At 39.0% G+C, this 18,286-nt stretch carries 12 protein-coding genes; 7 read left to right on the top strand and 5 right to left on the bottom strand.

Annotated elements, in window-relative coordinates:
• The first annotated feature begins 10 nt into the window (after positions 1–10).
• The 4 genes from kdpB (at position 11) to BAU14_RS13825 (ending at position 5,948) form a co-directional block, all read left to right on the top strand.
• Positions 11–2,041 carry a potassium-transporting ATPase subunit KdpB gene (gene kdpB / locus BAU14_RS13840; protein ID WP_161900751.1) on the top strand — a complete coding sequence of 677 codons (2,031 nt, stop codon included), beginning with the start codon at positions 11–13 and terminating at the stop codon, positions 2,039–2,041.
• Positions 2,042–2,056: 15 nt separating this feature from the next.
• The gene (locus BAU14_RS13835) at positions 2,057–2,587 is read left to right on the top strand and encodes a potassium-transporting ATPase subunit C (protein WP_161900693.1); all 531 of its coding nucleotides are present in this window, start codon (positions 2,057–2,059) and stop codon (positions 2,585–2,587) included.
• A gap of 71 nt (positions 2,588–2,658) precedes the next feature.
• Complete coding sequence (locus BAU14_RS13830) at positions 2,659–5,226, top strand: sensor histidine kinase (RefSeq protein ID WP_161900692.1); 2,568 nt, start codon at positions 2,659–2,661, stop codon at positions 5,224–5,226.
• Positions 5,227–5,237: 11 nt separating this feature from the next.
• On the top strand, positions 5,238–5,948 hold the full coding sequence (locus tag BAU14_RS13825) for a response regulator (protein ID WP_161900691.1): 711 nt from the start codon (positions 5,238–5,240) through the stop codon (positions 5,946–5,948).
• Positions 5,949–6,007: 59 nt separating this feature from the next.
• Here the strand turns inward: BAU14_RS13825 and BAU14_RS13820 are convergent, their stop codons facing one another.
• Complete coding sequence (locus BAU14_RS13820; RefSeq protein WP_272927994.1) at positions 6,008–7,375, bottom strand: MFS transporter; 1,368 nt, start codon at positions 7,373–7,375, stop codon at positions 6,008–6,010.
• 10 nt (positions 7,376–7,385) lie between these two features.
• The gene (locus tag BAU14_RS13815) at positions 7,386–7,808 is read right to left on the bottom strand and encodes a MarR family winged helix-turn-helix transcriptional regulator (RefSeq protein WP_161900689.1); all 423 of its coding nucleotides are present in this window, start codon (positions 7,806–7,808) and stop codon (positions 7,386–7,388) included.
• 317 nt (positions 7,809–8,125) lie between these two features.
• On the opposite strand from BAU14_RS13815, the gene BAU14_RS13810 reads away from it, so the two are divergent.
• Positions 8,126–9,217 (top strand): DUF871 domain-containing protein, encoded by a 1,092-nt coding sequence (locus BAU14_RS13810; RefSeq protein WP_161900688.1) that lies wholly within the window; start codon positions 8,126–8,128, stop codon positions 9,215–9,217.
• Between the two features lie 3 nt (positions 9,218–9,220).
• On the top strand, positions 9,221–11,074 hold the full coding sequence (locus tag BAU14_RS13805; RefSeq protein WP_161900687.1) for a beta-glucoside-specific PTS transporter subunit IIABC: 1,854 nt from the start codon (positions 9,221–9,223) through the stop codon (positions 11,072–11,074).
• Between the two features lie 63 nt (positions 11,075–11,137).
• Here the strand turns inward: BAU14_RS13805 and BAU14_RS13800 are convergent, their stop codons facing one another.
• The 3 genes from BAU14_RS13800 to BAU14_RS13790 form a co-directional block, all read right to left on the bottom strand.
• Positions 11,138–12,583 (bottom strand): helix-turn-helix domain-containing protein, encoded by a 1,446-nt coding sequence (locus BAU14_RS13800; protein WP_161900686.1) that lies wholly within the window; start codon positions 12,581–12,583, stop codon positions 11,138–11,140.
• Between the two features lie 1,211 nt (positions 12,584–13,794).
• The gene (locus BAU14_RS13795) at positions 13,795–15,282 is read right to left on the bottom strand and encodes an aldehyde dehydrogenase family protein (protein ID WP_161900685.1); all 1,488 of its coding nucleotides are present in this window, start codon (positions 15,280–15,282) and stop codon (positions 13,795–13,797) included.
• A gap of 619 nt (positions 15,283–15,901) precedes the next feature.
• Positions 15,902–16,537 (bottom strand): helix-turn-helix transcriptional regulator, encoded by a 636-nt coding sequence (locus BAU14_RS13790; protein WP_161900684.1) that lies wholly within the window; start codon positions 16,535–16,537, stop codon positions 15,902–15,904.
• A gap of 356 nt (positions 16,538–16,893) precedes the next feature.
• Between BAU14_RS13790 and ssnA the strand changes: the two genes are divergently transcribed.
• Complete coding sequence (gene ssnA, locus BAU14_RS13785) at positions 16,894–18,228, top strand: putative aminohydrolase SsnA (RefSeq protein ID WP_161900683.1); 1,335 nt, start codon at positions 16,894–16,896, stop codon at positions 18,226–18,228.
• Positions 18,229–18,286: the final 58 nt, after the last annotated feature.

The following is an 18,286-nucleotide window of genomic DNA, read 5'->3' as shown; positions in this document are numbered from 1 at the left end:
AAGAAAAATGATGAAAAACGTTTATCAGTGGGCTATAGGGCAATCCTTTAAAAAGATGGATCCCCGTCAACAAATTAGAAATCCAGTCATGTTTGTTGTCTATTTAGGAGCGATTGCGACTACGCTATTATGTTTTTATCCGATGCGTGTCCCACTCTGGTTTAGTATCTCTATAACTATTTTTTTATGGCTGACCTTACTCTTTGCAAATTTTGCAGAAGCAGTAGCAGAAGGTCGTGGAAAAGCACAAGCGGATAGTCTAAAACAGGCAAAAAAAGAGGTCATGACATACAAAATCAATCATCTTGATGATATTAAAAGCGAGCACTTTATCGAACTACGATCGTCGGATTTGAAGCGGGATGATCTCGTTTACGTGAGAGCCGGGGAGCAAATCCCTGCCGACGGTGATGTAATTGAAGGGGCAGCTTCAGTTGACGAAAGTGCTATAACAGGTGAATCGGCCCCTGTTATTAGGGAATCTGGTGGCGACCGCAGTGCTGTGACAGGTGGGACAACCGTTGTTTCGGACTATCTTGTCATTCGTGTCACTTCGGAGAATGGTGAATCATTTTTAGACAAAATGATTGCTATGGTGGAAGGGACACAACGAAAAAAGACGCCGAATGAAGTTGGTTTACAGATTTTTTTGATTACATTGACGATTATTTTTTTGACGGTCGCTATTACTCTGATTCCTTTTACTGACTTTAGCAGTCAATTATCAGGAAAAGGAGAAGCACTTTCTATGATTATTGTTATTGCCTTGCTAATTTGTTTAGCACCTACAACAATTGGCGCATTGATTTCTTCCATCGGAATTGCTGGTATGAGTCGTTTGACAAAAGAGAATGTCATCGCCATGAGTGGACGTGCGATTGAAGCAGCAGGGGACGTAGATGTCCTTTTGCTAGATAAAACCGGCACAATTACTTTAGGAAATCGGCGAGCAAGTGAATTTTTACCAGTTAATGGGGTAAGTGAAGAACAGCTTGCAGATGTGGCACAGCTCTCCTCTTTAGCCGATGAAACGGCAGAAGGTCGTAGTATCGTAATCTTAGCGAAGGAACGATTTAATATACGGGAACGAGAATTTCGAAAGTCCGAGGTGAAATTTATCGACTTTAGCGCAAAAACGCGAATGAGTGGCATTGATTATCACGGCGATGAGATTCGAAAAGGCGCTGCCGATACGATGAAACAGTATGTGCAATCAAAAGGTGAGCTATACCCGCCTAAATGTGATGAAATTGTTGATAGGGTAGCGCGGGCAGGGGGCACACCTTTAGTAGTTGTCAAAAATTATCGAGTTATGGGTGTTGTTTATTTAAAAGATATTGTAAAAAATGGTGTGAAAGAAAAGTTCTCGGATATGCGTAAAATGGGAATCAAAACTATCATGATTACTGGAGATAATCCCTTGACGGCAGCGGCCATTGCTGCAGAAGCGGGTGTTGATGATTTTTTAGCTGAAGCGACACCGGAAAATAAAATGGATTTGATTCGCGAGTATCAAGAAAAGGGGCATCTGGTGGCCATGACAGGCGACGGGACAAACGACGCCCCAGCCCTAGCTCAAGCCGATGTAGCGATGGCAATGAATACGGGAACACAAGCAGCAAAAGAAGCCGGGAACATGATTGACTTAGATTCAAGTCCAACGAAACTGCTGCAAGTCGTACAAATTGGCAAACAACTTTTAATGACACGAGGTGCACTTACAACATTCAGTATTGCAAATGACATTGCAAAGTATTTTGCTGTTATACCCGTATTGTTTTATAGTATTTATCCTCAACTAGATCAATTGAACATCATGAGATTGGGGAGCCCATTGACGGCTATTTTAGCTGCAGTAATTTATAATGCAGTGATTATTGTGGCACTAATCCCACTAGCACTAAGAGGGGTAAAATATCAAGAGAAGCCTGCCAGTCAAATTTTGCGGCATAATCTATTGGTCTACGGACTTGGTGGTGTCATCGCACCTTTTATCTTCATTAAACTCATCGACATCGTTTTGTCAGTAATTATTCTATAAGAAGGAGTAATCTTCATGAAAAAGATTCTTTTTAGCAGCTTGAGATTTTTACTTTTGAGCTTGCTTGTATTTGGTGGTGTGTATACCTTAGCAGTTACAGGTATAGGTCAATTATTTTTTTCAGAACAGGCTAATGGGAGTAAGATAACCATAGACAGTCAGGTCGTTGGTTCAAAATTGATTGGACAATCGTTTCAACAAGACAAGTATTTTTCGGGACGTGATACCCAGGTAAGACAGTTATCGCCAGTTTCAATAGAGCAAGCGAGACTTGTTCAAAAACGGGTGATAAATGAATTAGAAAAGAACCCAACTCAAAAAAAAGTTCCTGTTGATTTAGTCACAGCTTCAGCTAGTGGTGTAGATCCCGACATTAGTTTAGAAGCAGCCAGGTTTCAAATAGATCGTATTGCTAAAAAACGTGGTTTATCTAAAGAGATAATTCAGGGTCTTCTTGATAAATATCGTCAAAAAGATTGGTTTTCTAATCGATATTTCGTGAATGTTTTGCAGTTAAACCTTGCATTAGATAAACTGAGAACATAATGGGTAGTTCTCTGGCTCGTGATTAAAAAGAGCCAGGGAATTCTTCTCTATTTTCAATAGGGGGTTAGTAAATGTCGAATCAAGCACAAGTAGGGGATGGAAGTCGAGGGCGATTACGAGTCTTCTTTGGTTTTGCAGCCGGTGTTGGGAAAACCTATGGGATGCTGGCAGAAGCTCATGAACTATTAGAGATGGGAAAAAATGTGATGGTGGGCTATATTGAGCCTCATGAACGGCCAGATACTAATCGCTTGTTAAAAGGATTGCCACAAATTTTACCCAAAAAAATCGCCTATAAACAATTGATTTTACTCGAACCGGATATTGACGAGATCATCGCACGAAAGCCGGAAATCGTGCTGATTGATGAATTGGCACATACAAATGCGGAAGGCTCTCGAAATCGTAAACGTTATCAAGATGTTGATGAGCTCTTAAATGCAGGAATTGATGTCTTCACCACTATTAATGTGCAACATTTGGAAAGTCTGAATGATATTGTGTCAGAAGTAACCGGGATTGAAGTCAAAGAAACGGTACCAGATACTTTTTTGCAGCAAGCGACGATAAAAGTCATTGATGTAGAACCTGAAGAACTGATTGAACGGTTGAATCAAGGGAAGATTTACGCAAATGAAAATGCCCGTCGTGCCCTGGAAAACTTTTTCATTCCAAAAAAATTAGATCAATTAAGAGGTCTTGCTATTCAGCGGGCCTCCGACCATATTAACCGAATAAGCAGCAAGACGAGTGGCATTCAAAGTAAACTTTTGACAGTCGTCAATGATGCTTTTCCTAAGATGACGGAAAAGTGTATTCGTTGGACAGCGCGATTAGCACAAGGCTTAGGCGCCGAGTGGACGGTTATTCAGATACGTGCATCTGAGGAGCATACCTCTACGAATATTTCGTTAGCGGATAAGCTGGGGGCAGAAGTAATTAGTATTGAAGAAGATGATAGTTTTGAGACCATTGTAGAATTTGCTAAAATGACCGGTGTGACAGATATTATTATGGGAAAAAATTTACGACAGCCTTGGTATGAAAAAATTTTTTCTGAAGATTTTGATGATCGTCTACTAAGACGTCTAACGGATACAGAAATTCACTTGATTCCCTTTAGTGAAGAAAAGTCGCCCTTTTTATTGAATGTGCGAAAGGTGATTGAGGGTGGTGGAAAGGATTTAGGCATTGCACTGGGCAGCGTCCTTTTAGCCACTGTTGTGACGGAATTGATGCAGTATCTCCATGTTGGTGATCAGAATTTGATGCTTGTTTATATATTTTTCATCTTACTAGTCGCACGAACCACCTCCGGCTACTTTTGGAGTGCGTTATCTTCCATTTTGAGCGTGCTCTCTTTTAACTGGTTTTTTGTCGAACCATTATATTCGTTAACGGTTTATAAGCAAGGGTATCCTATTACATTGTTGATTATGCTGATTGTGGCACTAATGATCAGTAATTTGATGGTTCGTTTGAAAAAGCAAGCAGAAAACTCAATGGAAAAAGAACATCAGATGGAGATTCTCTATGAACTGAACAAACAGTACGTTTTAGCCGAAAGCCGCGAACAAATATTTGATATTTCAGCAACCTATTTGTCTAGATTGCTGGAACGTGAAATTATACTCTTTGATTCTCAAGCGAACGTTGAGAGTGTACATTTTCTGGCTGGAAAAAAATCCATTCTAAATAACCCGGATGAAGCAGCTGTTGCTTTTTGGTCTGCTAAAAATCAGAGAGAAGCAGGAAATGGAACGGATACTTTAATTGGTGCAAAAGGGTTTTATTTACCAATCGTCGCAAGTGGTAAAACCTTTGCTGTGTTAGGTGTAGAAAGAAGAAGTGGTCTTGAACTAGAAAATAATCAGCTGAATTACTTAAGATTGGTCTTGACGCAAATCGCTGTAATTTTGGAACAAACAGAATTAAAAAATGAAAAAGAGCGAGTAGAGTTGGAAAATGAGCGGGAAAAAGTACGAAGTAACCTTTTGCGAGCTGTCTCCCATGATTTAAGAACCCCTCTCACCGTTATTTCCGGAATTACAGAGACATTAGGTGTAGGAACGGATTTAAAAGAAGCCACTCGACAAAAACTATTGCGTGATATTCAGGAAGAATCACAATGGCTCATTCGTATGGTAGAAAATTTACTATCAATTACCCGCATCAATATGGATACAATGAAGGTTACGAAAACAATGGAACCTGTAGAGGAGATTGTGGAAGCCGTTTATAAACATCTGAAAAAAGTTTATCCTAAAGAACAAGTGATTGTTCATTTGCCTCAGGATGTCATTTTTATACAAGCGGATCCTATTTTAATCGAGCAAGCGCTTTTTAATTTAGTGGAGAATGCTTTTAGACACGGAGAGCAAAAGCATCCTGTTCGGCTGTCGGTAGCCCAAGAGAGGGAACAAACTGTCTTTGAAATTGAAAATGATGGAGAAATTCCCTTGGAACAATTTCAAAAGATTCAGTCAAATTTAATCAATACAAATGAAGTGCCGGTGGATTCAAAAAATGGACTGGGCATTGGTTTAAGCATTGTAAAAACCATTGTTCACGCGCACAATGGTAAAATGGAAATGATCGTTCATGGGGGAAAAACAGTTGTTAGAATTTATTTGAAATGAGGAGAATTACTATGAAGCCAGCCATTTTACTGATTGAAGATGATTCCAATATCACAGACTTTATGGAAGTGGTTTTAGGCCAAGAAAACTATCACTTATCGGTTGCTGGTACAGGGATGGAAGCATTGACGATAATGCAAACCACTTCAATTGATTTAATTCTACTGGATCTGGGTCTCCCGGATATCGATGGGATTGACTTGCTAAAAATTATTCGTAAACGAATGCAATTACCTATTATCGTTATTTCGGCCCGAAATAACGAAGTAGAGAAAGTAAATGCTTTGGATTTGGGAGCCGACGATTATGTAACGAAACCTTTTGGAACTAATGAACTGCTTGCGCGGATTCGGACCGCATTGCGCCATCAAAGCGGCTCCAGTGATAGTGAAACAATTATCGAAAATAAAGAATTGATGATTGATTTTTCTAAGCAATTGGTCTATAAAGCTGGAAACGAAATCCATTTGACTAAAAATGAATATCGAATTCTGGCACGGATGTTCCATGAATTAGGCAAAATTGTAACCTATCAAACACTGATGACAGAAGTTTGGGGTCCCTATAGTACCGATACGCAGACATTACGAGTAAATATGTCAAACATCCGTAAAAAGATAGAGACCGATACATTAAATCCAGAATATGTCATAACTGAAATCGGTGTTGGTTACAGATTACGTGATTATAAAAAAGATGAGAGCCACTCCACAAACTTATAGTAAAAACCGCCCAAGAACCAAATTCTTCAGGGCGGTTTTTACCATTGTAATTGGTTTCTCTAAGGCTGCGATTTAAATTTGATAATGGAGATGGAGATGAAAAGGCTGAGAAATGCGCCAATAAGCATTGTCCATTTTAAGCCCACCGCCATCGAAACAGGAGCCGTCATAACAATAATCATGATAGTTATCATAATTGACGCAAAAATTTGTCTTAACGTATTGTTCAACGCAGTCGCTTGGCTTATTTGACTTGCAGGGATATCGCTAAATGCTTCTGTAAGAGAAGGTGAAAAAACGAATCCAATTCCCAAAAGGATAATTGTATACACGATAGAAAGCATCCCTAATGTTATTTCTAAACCAGGGATAAAAAATAGTGCAAAGGAAACAAACATCAAGAGACTACCAAAGAAAATAAGTTTTTTTGGTCCATGATTATCATACATTTTTCCGACAGCAATCGAAGAAAATGCATTAAGGATGGCTCCTGGTAACAAGATAAGCCCAGTTGTTAAGCTAGTCGCTGCTAGTTTGACTTGCGCATAAATTGAAAATATTTGTCCCAAACCCACTAAGATAATGTATGCAAAAATACTGATGACAGTCATTCTTAAAAAGGAGGACTGTCGCAATATTCGAATATCTAAAAGTGGCTTTTTCATATGCAGTTGTCTGTAGATAAAGCTTCCTCCGATGAGCAGTCCAATGACTAACATCGCGATTCCTACTGAAAGATGAGTCGTAGAAATTGTTATGCTTAACATAATCAGAGTAACAGCTAGAAATGATTCAATTACCGATATAAGGTCAATTTTGACGGGTTTCGTGTTGGAATAGTTGGGGAATTTCCAAAGACTAATAAAAAAGATAATGATAATAATGGGTAAAATACTAATAAACAGATAACGCCAGTCAAAATTTGTTACGATAAATCCTGCAATTGTAGGACCCACCGCAGGACCAAAGGCAATAACAAATGTCGAAAGACCCATTACAGTTCCTCGAATAGCTGGGGGATAGATCGTCATCATTGTTGTCATCTGAAAGGTCATTAGAAATCCCCCGGAAGCGGCTTGAAGCAATCTACCTAGTAGGAGCATCCAAAAATTAGTAGAAAGTGCGGCAATTCCCGTTCCAAGGGCGAAAATAATAAGTAGCGATAAGAAAATTTTCCGGCTGCTGTATTTTTCATAAAGATTGGATGTTAGTGGTGTAATGATACCAATCATTAACGTGTAGCCGGTGGTCAACCATTGCACAGTAGTTAATGGCTCATGCATTACATTTCCAATTAAAGGAAGTGCTGTGACCATCATGGTTTGACTCATCATACTAATGAAAGTAGTCAGCAGAACGATTATGGTAATCAATAGTCTATTTGTTACGTGTTCTTGATTGTGTGCTGTATTATTCGTTTTCCTCACCTATTTCTAACTACTTATCGGCATTAAAGGCCTCATATACTAGCTTTAATTGTTCGGTAAATAGTTGTTGATTTATTTCTGGGTGACTTGCAAAAAAAGCCTGCCACCACTGTTCCATTTCACTGCCAATTGTCTTTGCATACTGGATTCCTTTACTTGTTAGATCAATATAGTATGCCCGTGATTCATCATTACTTGTCCGAACAATCAAGCCTTCTTTCTCTAAAAATTTTAGATCTCTCGTCAAAAGGCTGGGGTCAATTGCCATACGACGGGCAATATCTTTTTGAATTTGATGGGGATTTCTTAAGGCAAACATGAGGATATCAGTTTGGGTGGCCCCTAAGTTACTTTGATTATGTTGCGTGTTCCATTCCTTTTTTGTTTGACGATAAATGGCTGCCAAATATCTACTCAAATTTATTTCGTTCATCTGTTCACCTCGTAAAGTTATTAAATGGACATGTCCATTAGTGGATATGTCCATTTAATAACTTTGCTTGTTTTTTGTCAATTTTTTGAATTCATTGGCATAATTCTAGTACAAAAGCTGATAGCTGCTGTTAGGATATTTCTTCAGACCATTTCGTTAAAGATGGGATAAAGCATCAGTATAAGAAAAATTTACTTTTGAAAAGATAGCAGGTAGTTGAATTCAATTTTTGCAGAGCACCAGTCAGTTTGTGAGCTTGAATGCCTTTTCCTAACGTAGATAATAGACATATATCAAAAAAAGAAAGTTGGTTTGAAATGACGTTAGGTATTTCGTTATATCCAGAGAAAACAAGCTTTGAAGAAGATAAAGATTACATTCGAAGAGCCTTCAAATTGGGCTATCGACGTGTTTTTACAAGTTTGTTGGAGATAGAAGGAGACACTAAGGAGGTAATGAATTCTTTTTCTAACACAGTAAAATTTGCAAAAGAAATTGGCATGGACGTGGTGGTAGATATTAATCCACAAATTATGAAGCAATTAGCGATCTCTTATGATGATTTATTTTTTTTCGCTGATTTGGGTGCGTATGCTATTCGATTGGATATGGGCTTTACTGGTCGTGAAGAAGCAGAGATGACAAGAAATCCATACGGAATCAAGATAGAAGTAAATATGAGTATCGGGACGAAGTATATCGACAACATCATGTCATTCTCACCAGATAGAAAAAATCTAATTGGCTCACATAATTTTTATCCAATGGAATTTTCTGGTCTTAGTGAAAGTCACTTTGAGAAATGCACGAGCCAATTTAGAAACTATCAAATTGAAACAGCTGCATTTATTACAAGCAAAAAAGGAAAAATTGGTCCGTGGCCACTTCAAGATGGGCTATGTACTTTGGAGCAGCATCGTACACAATCCGTCACAAGCCAAATAATGTATTACAAACTAGTGGATTCAATTAACACAATTATCATTGGAAATGCCTATGCCAGCCAAGCTGAGTTAGAAGCAATTGCTGCGGTGTATTTTGCCACACATCCTAGCTTTTCAGTTGTACTAAATGACAACCTAACGAAAATTGAGAAAGCCATTATTCTTGATGAGCTTCATAGCTTTCGCGGAGATCGGTCAGATTTTTTACTACGTTCGAGTCTGCCGAGATTCAAATATAAAAAAGAAGCGATTTCATCTAAAGATAACCGCGACTTAAAAAAAGGGGATATTGCGATTGCAAATAATCACTTTGGTCAGTATAAAGGCGAGCTTCATATTGCTCTGAAAGATATAGCAAATGATAAAGGTCGTTACAATTATGTAGGAACTTTGACACCAGAAGCGTTCAGCTTACTAGATAAATTACAGCCATGGTCAAAATTTAGGCTGTCTGAAGGAGAATAAATGATGGATTATACAAATTTAGCAAAAGAAATTTTAAAAGGTGTTGGGGGAAAAGAAAATATTAACGATGTTTTCCATTGTGCAACACGATTAAGATTTCGTTTAAAAGATGAGGCTATTGCTGACACAGCTAGTCTGAAAGGAAACAAAAACATTATCCAGGTTGTTCAGAACAGTGGTCAGTACCAAGTGGTAATTGGAAATGAGGTTGGCGCTGTGTATGATGCACTGGCTTCTGAACTTGGAACAATGACAGATACACTGGAACAATCGGAAAAGCAGAGCATCATTTCGGCATTTATTGATGTTATTTCAGCCATATTCACCCCGTTTTTAACGATTCTTGCTGGCACTGGGGTACTAAAAGGATTGCTTAGTCTGGCAATTTTTATTGAACCATCATTTGAGAGTACAGGAACCTATCTGATTTTGAATGCAGCCGGCGATGCTTTTTTCAAATTCTTGCCCATCGCAATTGCTTTTACGGCAGCGAAAAAATTTAAGACAAATCAGTATCTGGCAATGGCACTAGCAATGGCGATGGTCTATCCATTGAGTACAACAGAAGGGTTAACATTTTTGGGTATTCCTGTTGTTTATGGTGCAGGCTATACGTCAACCGTTTTTCCAATCATTATGGCGGTATTTATCCAGCGCTATGTAGAGAGATTTTTTAAAAGATTCATGCCAAAATTTTTGATCTTCGGGGTTACTTTGTGTACGTTAGTAGTCATGGTGCCATTAACCTACCTGCTGATTGGTCCACTGGGGTCAATCATTGGCTCGGTCCTTAGTAAGGGAGTCAACGGACTTTATGGCTTTAGCCCGGTATTAACAGGACTCGTATTAGGAGGACTGTGGCAAATTCTTGTTATTTTTGGAATGCATTGGGGCTTTATTCCGTTAACCTTACTAAACTTTGCTACCCTCGGTTATGATGTAATGTTGCCGATGGTAATTATGGGAGTATTGGCGCAGGCGGGGGCTTCATTAGGCGTATTTATCAAAGCAAAAGACAAAAATTTGAAAAGTATGGCCCTTTCAGGATGCATTACTGCCATATTTGGAATCACTGAACCGACTGTGTATGGTGTGACGTTGCCACTGAGAAAACCATTTATTGCGGCCTCGATTGGTGGTGCGTTAGGTGGCGGATTCGTTGCTTTTATGGGGGTGAAATCCTTTGCATTCAGTAGTAGTATTTTAGCAATTCCTAATATGATTGGTAGAAATGGGGTAGCTTCCAGCGCAGTAATGGGTGTGATTGGAATTAGTATCGCCTTTCTAGCTGCAGCTATTTTAACAGTCTTATTTGGCTTCAATGAAACAAAAGAAGATCAAATGGTGGATGTCTCATTGGGAGATAATGAGTATGGAAAACAAGCTTCTACTTTGCCTATATCAGAAATCGTTATCAATTCACCACTATCCGGTGAGTTGATTTCATTGGAAGACATTCCTGATCCCGTGTTTTCTTCTGGAGCAATGGGGAAAGGCATAGGCATTCTTCCCAGTCTTGGCAAAGTCAGTGCGCCATTTTCTGGAGAAGTTACTATGTTATTTTCTTCAAACCATGCGATTGGACTAAAATCAGACGATGGAGTTGAATTGTTGATCCATATTGGGTTGGATACAGTCGAATTAGGAGGAAAAGGGTTCGAACCATTAGTAAAGCAGGGAGATCGCGTTGTAGCGGGGCAAGAGTTATTAAAATTTGATAGAGAGCGGATTGAAGAATTGGGCAAGAGTGTGATTTCACCAGTAATCATCACGAACTCTGGAAATTATGAATCTATCGTAGTTTTGGGTAGTCAGCTGATTCAACTTGGTGATCCCATTTTTTCATTGAAAGGTTGATTCTTCGTTTCAAATAAAAAAATAGCCAAAGAAAATTGCCAGAGTAAATGTCTGGCAATTTTCTTATGCATGAAGGTTTGTAAACAACAACTTCTCAATTAGGCGATTTAAATCTTCCCAGTTTCTATCACTGAAATAATCAGAAAAACAAACGACATTTTTTATGTTTTTAGGAGTAGCGGCGATAGTAGTTACTAAAATAGCAGTATCTTCTACTTTTTGACTTTCAATATCCATTAAAGGGATGCAGCGAATATTGTGACGACAGTACCGTTCAAGTTCTCTTTTGATAAAAAGTGCATGCTCAATATCCGTGTCCAATAATAAATATAGTTTTGTAGGTTGTTCAAAAGCGGAAAGCTGATCAAATAATTCATACCAGTGTGTCAAAAGAATATACAAAAGCTCATCAGTTTCGACACGAGATAAGCTGACTTCAACCAAGTCGTTTAGAAACGGAACCAAGAAATTTTTTATGTGAGGATAACGTTTAGTTAAAGAGTTGGTAAAGCGCTCTCTGCGATCGTATAAAATAAAACTCCGCTTGTTTTGAAAATGTAAAATATTGTAGAAATCAATGGTCAGTAATTCCCTGACAGTATCAGATAAAGGCGCATCTAATCGTATTGAGATACTTGTTAAGACGCTCTGAATTCGATTAATCGAAGCTAAACCAGCCTTGGTTTGGCTGATGATTTCAATCATATCTTCATAGCTATAAAAATAGTAATTATTATTTAGTTGGTAAAACAGGTCGTTGAGAACTTCAGGAGTAAAGGGGAGTGCAAATACGCTTTGAAACATTTCGACAAATTGTCTATCTTCAAATAGTTTGCTTTCTTGGAATTTCGCTTCTTTGACTGCAACAGTATGGCCATATCTCACACGATAGGCATTAATGTAAAGCCAGCGCATATATTTTTGTAATTGATTTTGATAGATCTTGACTCCTTTTTCTTCGAATAATACAACAACTAATTTTCTTAAAACTTGGCTTTCACTATTTGTCATAAATTCTATTCCAAAATATTTTTCATCATAGAAGAAATTAAGCATTTGTCGAATATTCTCTTCGCCACCCTCAAGCGTATTTTTTATAGGAGATAGAAGAATCCCTTCTTTTTTTAAACCTTTTCGGATGTGAGATAAGGCGCGCTTTATTGTGGAAACACTTACAAAATTGCTGAGGGCAAGTTCCTCAAGAGAGTGGTTTTCTTCAATAAACAATTGTTGTATCAATGAGAACTCAAGACTCTGTTCATAAATTGCTTTGTAAATATATCGAAAAGAAGTGTCATTTGGAATATGCAAAACGACTCCGCCATTACTTGTCGAAATATGAAGTGGTAGATTCAAATTGTTAAATTCCTGTATATAGTTCGAAAGCGTTCGCATTGACATGTTTAGGGTCTCGCTAAGCTGCTCCAAAGAGACCTTTTCACGATAGTTATTGAGTTCTTCCAAAAACAAAAGCATTCTTAAATCGTGTTTAGATAATATCTCTCGCATCATTTATCCCACCTAGTATGGTTATTCAGTATTTCAAGAGGAAAGCAGCTGCAAACCTGTCTTTTTGAAGAGCTTTAACAATAGCATAGCGTAAAAAAGGGTGCAAACAGGATTCTATCATACTTGAAAATATGATAGTTAAAAAACGCAGTGTTTTTTTGAAGAGGAAGATTTAAAGTGCTCGATAAGGTTACGTAAAATTATAAAAGGCGGGGTGTCGCTGTAAATTAGGGGACTTTCCTTAAAAGCGTAAAAATCTTTTTTTATGCTGGTAAAAAGGAATCTGCTTTCTGATAGATAAACCTGAAATAACACTTTTTTAATTAAGAATATACAATTACTAATTGATTGGATATATTTTTAGGAAAATAGGAAATGATAGCTTCAAAGTTCATTACTGAACCAGTCATTAGGTCCTATAATTGAAACGGTGATGGCGGGAGAGCAAAGGGGGTGTTAAAATTTTGAGATTTACCAAAATAGAATCTGCTTGTGGTTGATATTTCGTAATCTTCGCGGCAGGAGAGGGCTGTAATATGAATCATTTTTAAGTGGTAAATGGCGAAGATTTGATTATCTAAGTAAGAAAATGCACACGATAAATAGTTGCTGAGGCTGTAGAAGAAACATGACCCTACGTATAATGAAAGGTGCATATCACTGACTTTCCACGATGAAAACAAGAAAGTCAACCTCTGAATTTTTTTAACAATGAAAAGACAAGTCACTTTCATAACAAAATGAAAGTGACTTGTCTTTTGCGGTCTACGTTTGGTAGTGTTCCGCTTTGGGGAAAATTGACCAGGCTGTTGGCACAGTTTCTTCCAAACTATTTAGAGCTGTTTACTTTCGCCAGAAATGTTAGCGAAAACGTGGAAGGCCGGAATCGAACCGACACCTCGTTGTTGAAAGAAGCGTTGCGCTCTTTCCGGAGTGAAACGCCAAGTTCATCCACAACTACAGAATAGCCGACACCTTTTGAGACTTCGAGAAAAGCAGGTGAAAGAACTGTGAAGAGTTGTGAATTAACTGAGAAGATGACCACGTTGTATTTGTACAAAAAAATCCTGCCAAAGTCGTGTGCAGGATCTTTGAGACGAGCGACTGCGTTTTTGTACCAATAAAACTCGCTGCAAATTTGCTATAGACAATGGAATAGTCGTTCTAAGGGTCAATTCCAATTAGTTAGCTGACTTGCTTTTGAGATTCCTTCAACCTTGCGTGAAAAAACCGCTGGGGGCATCGCTGGTATCAATCATGATGTTTTTAGTTTGTGAATAGGCTTGTAAAATGGATTTATAAGTTTCGCGACCAATCCCTGATTTCTTATAACCGCCGAAAGGAGCACCCGCAGGAATTTGATTGTAGGTGTTGACCCAAACACGACCAGTTTCAAGAGCGCGGCTGACTTTTAATGCGGTACTTAAATTAGTGGTCCAGACGCCGCCACCCAAGCCGTACTCAGAGTCATTTGCCATTTTGATTACTTCTTCAATCGTGTCAAACTTAATAACTACAGCCACAGGCCCGAAGATTTCTTCTTGTGCGACTCGCATATCATTGGTGACATTGGTAAGAAGTGTCGGCTCTACAAAACAGCCTTTATCTAAACCATCTTTATTGATGCGCTTGCCACCAGCGCTAACTTGGGCGCCTTCTTGTTTGCCAATCTCAATATAATTCAAAATAGTTTCCACTTGTCGCTCATTGATTTGGGCGCCCATCTGAACATCTTCCCAAGGCAGGCCGACTCTGACTTTGTTAAAGGCAGAAGCCAAACGTTCAACAAAGCGATCATAGATACCCGACTGAACAAAGATTCTGGAGCCGGCACAGCAAACTTGTCCTTGATTAAACAAAATTCCCAGTTGTGCGCCGTCGATAGCTTTTTCAAAAGGCATATCGTCAAAAAAGATATTTGCCGATTTACCGCCTAGTTCTAAAGTAGACGGAATCAGGCGTTGGGCAGCAGCTTGAGCCACATTATAGCCAATTTCGGTTGAGCCGGTAAAGGCCAATTTGTCGAAGCCTTCGTGATGAAGCATATATTCTCCTGATTTTGAGCCGCGACCAGTGATGACGTTTAGTACGCCTTTGGGCAAAATATCTTGAATCAAGCGGGCAAACTCCAAAATGCTCAATGAGGTCGAAGAAGAAGGGTGGATAACAATTGTGTTGCCAGCCGCCAAAGCAGGGGCAACTTTCCAAGCCGCCATCAGAAAAGGAAAGTTCCATGGAATAATCTGGCCAACAACACCAATGGGTTCTCTAAGATTGATGCTTAGCATATCTTCAGTGATTTGCTGAGCGGTGCCTTCTTCAGAGCGGATGACTCCGGCAAAATAACGGAAGTGATCGGCAGAGTAGGGAATGTCGATGGATTTGGTCTCTCGAAGTGGTTTTCCATTATCTAATGTTTCTACTAGTGCGAAGTGTTCGGCATTTTCTTCGATGACATCGGCAATTTCCAATAGAAGACGGCTTCGCTCTTCCAAACCGATTTTACGCCAGGCAGGTAAAGCTTCTTGAGCAGCTTTTACGGCCGCATCAACATCTTCGTTAGTTGCATCGATGAATTTTGCTAAAACTTCGCCATCTGCTGGACTAACAGCTTCTAAGAGTATTCCATCGGTGCCATCTGTCCATTCGCCGTTAATGAATAAACCATACTGATTTTGTAGTTTACTGCTGTTATGCATCTGTAGCATCTCCTTTTTAACTGTTATAGTACATCTGAATTATAGCGTTTTCATTGTTGAAATCAAGAGTGAAGAGAATTGAAAAACGTTTATCGATTAAAAAGAAACGGTGACATTTTGAATTAAGTGGTGTATTAACAAAGCCAAAGATGACTATAAATAACTATATTTGAAATAAAAATAATTTTTTTGACCTGAATAAAAGTTTGCTTCTGTTGATATCTTCTGTTCATTCTCCATTCGTTTAAAAGTGGCCGAAAATTCAATAAGAAGGAAAATGAATGTAGCAAAGAAATAGTCATGTGGGGTGTGTTTACTTAAGGCAAGATCGTATCTAAGGAAAGAAAGCATCGGAGTTTCTTTGGCGGCAAAGAGTAGGGAGTAGCAAAGTCAGTTGGTAATTGCAGCTGTTACTGAGTACAGGCGAGCATTCAGGGATCAGGAAAAGTGGATGACGCCGACTCTTGCACAATAGAATAAAGTCAGTGGCATTTGAAATGTTTAACAGCGAAAAAAAAGCAACTTCTGCTCGTTGACGGAAGTTGCTTTTCTTGAGTTACGTTTAGTAATGTTCGCTTCGAAGGATGGTGACGGGATAATCGTCACAACCCCTTTCATTTTAGTCTGCGATGTAATTGTAGAGGGTGTATTTTGAGATGTTAAAGAATTTTGAAATCTTATCGCCACTTTTTGTGATCAGGAAGGCTCCTTTTTTATTCAAGAATTGGATGGCCTTGATTTTGTCATCTTTTGTCATCATTGCAACTGGCTTGCCGACAATCTTGACAGATTCCATAATTAATTCATCCAATAGTTCATTGACATCTTTAGGAATGAAATCGGGATCTGCGGTTTTCTCGTCTTCGGCTGTAGCCGTTAGTTTTTTGATGGCATTTTCAGCCGCATAGAGTGAGGAGGTATCAAAGTTAATAGAAAAGATGCATTCCAGTTGACCTTCCCCGTTTTTGAAGTAAACAGTTGAAGATTTGAGAACTCGACCGTCATGAGTTCTGGTTAAATAGTTGAAGCGATCCTGTAGTTCCGCGGGATCTTTTTTCATTGTATCCAGCACGACTTGTGAAGGACCGTCACCAATATGACGGGCAGTGACATGCCCGTTTTCAATGGAGATAATAGAATGATCCATATCCTCAGGATCGATTTTATGGATCACTACTTCACAATCCTCACCGAATTGAGTAGCAATCGCTTTACCGACTTGCTTCAAAAAATCCAAATTTTTGTCCGATAACATAACTTGACCTCCAATGACTGTAAATAGCGCCGTATCAGCGTTTTTTCCAAATTATCATAGCATTTTTGATAGCGTTTTACAAATTTACCAAAAATATTTTTTAGTACCCCTTTTTATTTTTTAGGTTCAGTGCTATACTATGTTGTGAAAAGAGATACAGATTATCGATAAAGCGGGAAAAGCTTGACGGACTGCGCTTTGATCAAAAAATGATTCGCACCTCTTTGTTCTTCATTATAACAAATAGGTATAAAATTAGGCAAAAGTTGAAAGCGGTTCCTGGCTTAAAAAAAGCAAAAAAACTAAAAAATTTTTAGCTTTCCATCAGAAAGCTTTTGAAATGGAGGAAAAAATACATGTTGTTGATTGGAAATGGGAATTTGATCACGCGACAAAAGGAAAAGGCTTTCATTGAAAATGGTGCCGTGGCTATTGACGGCAATCAAATCAAAGAGGTAGGGAAAACCGAAGAATTGAAAGGGAAATATCCTGATGCCGAGTATATCAATGCCCAAGGCGGCGTAATCATGCCGGGCTTCATCAATATGCACAATCACATCTATTCCAGCTTTGCCCGAGGATTGAGCATCAACGGCTACCATCCGAAAAACTTCATGGATATCTTAGCGGGCCAATGGTTCAAACTGGACAGTAAGATGGACAATCACACGACTTATCATAGTGGCCGCGTTGCTTATCTGGACAGTGTAAAAAATGGTGTCACGACAATGTTCGATCACCAAGCAAGCTATGGTGAGATTGACGGTAGCTTGGACATGCTGTCAAAAGCTGCTGACGAGTTCGGTGTACGGACTTGTCTGTGTTATGAAGTTAGTGATCGTCACGGCGAGGAGCAGGCACAAAAAGCCATCGATGAAAATATTCGCTTCATTAAAGAAGTAGCAAAACGAAATGATGATATGCAATACGCAATGATGGGGATGCATGCGGCGTTTACATTGTCAGATGCGACAATCACAAAAGCACGGGAAGTGACACCGGAAAATGTCGGCTTCCATATCCATGTGGCAGAAGACCTTGCAGACGTACAGGATTCTCTTCACAAGTACAACAAGCCAATTATCAATCGCTTGTTTGATTTAGGAATTATGGGAGAAAAATCAATGGTTGCCCATTGCATCTACATCAATCCTCATGAAATGAAATTAATCAAAGATACCGATACGATGGTAGTTACCAATCCAGAATCCAATATGGGAAATGCAGTAGGTTGCCCACCGGTACTGCGAATGTTTAATGAGTTTGATATTTTATGCGGCTTGGGCACAGACGGGTACACCAACGATGTGACAGAGTCTTACAAAGTAGGCAATATTATCCACAAACATCACTTGGCAGATCCAAATGCTGGCTGGACAGAAATTCCGGCAATGCTGTTTGACAATAACGCTCAAATGGCTAACCGTTATTTTAACACTAAGCTTGGGGTTCTTGAACCAGGTGCTGCAGCCGACGTAATTGTCTTAGATTATTATGCGCCGACACCGATGACCGAAAATAACTTCAATAGTCATATCCTTTTTGGAATGAACGGTAAAGATGTTCGAGACACAATTATTAACGGTCAAGTCAAGATGCGCAATCGGGAAGTGTTGGGAGTAGACCAAGGGGAAGTTTACGCTCATGCTCGAGAAGAAGCTCAAAAATTATGGGATCGGATTAACGCTTAAAAAGAACTAAAGAAGACGAAGACGCCGGCAGGGGAAAGCAAGGCAGCCGGTAAACATC

The organism is Candidatus Enterococcus leclercqii, from assembly GCF_009933135.1.
Taxonomy (GTDB): domain Bacteria; phylum Bacillota; class Bacilli; order Lactobacillales; family Enterococcaceae; genus Enterococcus_C; species Enterococcus_C leclercqii.
The sequence above is the reverse complement of the archived record's forward strand: the minus strand, read 5'-3'. Positions and strand labels throughout refer to the sequence as shown.

Bases quoted from the DNA above. Each gene is read 5' to 3' on its own strand.
- BAU14_RS13825 (WP_161900691.1), top strand. From the start codon at position 5,238: ATGAAGCCAGCCATTTTACTGATTGAAGATGATTCCAATATCACAGAC.
- BAU14_RS13790 (WP_161900684.1), bottom strand. From the start codon at position 16,537: ATGTTATCGGACAAAAATTTGGATTTTTTGAAGCAAGTCGGTAAAGCG.
- BAU14_RS13810 (WP_161900688.1), top strand. From the start codon at position 8,126: ATGACGTTAGGTATTTCGTTATATCCAGAGAAAACAAGCTTTGAAGAA.
- BAU14_RS13795 (WP_161900685.1), bottom strand. From the start codon at position 15,282: ATGCATAACAGCAGTAAACTACAAAATCAGTATGGTTTATTCATTAAC.
- kdpB (WP_161900751.1), top strand. From the start codon at position 11: ATGAAAAACGTTTATCAGTGGGCTATAGGGCAATCCTTTAAAAAGATG.
- BAU14_RS13800 (WP_161900686.1), bottom strand. From the start codon at position 12,583: ATGCGAGAGATATTATCTAAACACGATTTAAGAATGCTTTTGTTTTTG.
- BAU14_RS13815 (WP_161900689.1), bottom strand. From the start codon at position 7,808: ATGAACGAAATAAATTTGAGTAGATATTTGGCAGCCATTTATCGTCAA.
- ssnA (WP_161900683.1), top strand. From the start codon at position 16,894: ATGTTGTTGATTGGAAATGGGAATTTGATCACGCGACAAAAGGAAAAG.
- BAU14_RS13830 (WP_161900692.1), top strand. From the start codon at position 2,659: ATGTCGAATCAAGCACAAGTAGGGGATGGAAGTCGAGGGCGATTACGA.
- BAU14_RS13805 (WP_161900687.1), top strand. From the start codon at position 9,221: ATGGATTATACAAATTTAGCAAAAGAAATTTTAAAAGGTGTTGGGGGA.
- BAU14_RS13835 (WP_161900693.1), top strand. From the start codon at position 2,057: ATGAAAAAGATTCTTTTTAGCAGCTTGAGATTTTTACTTTTGAGCTTG.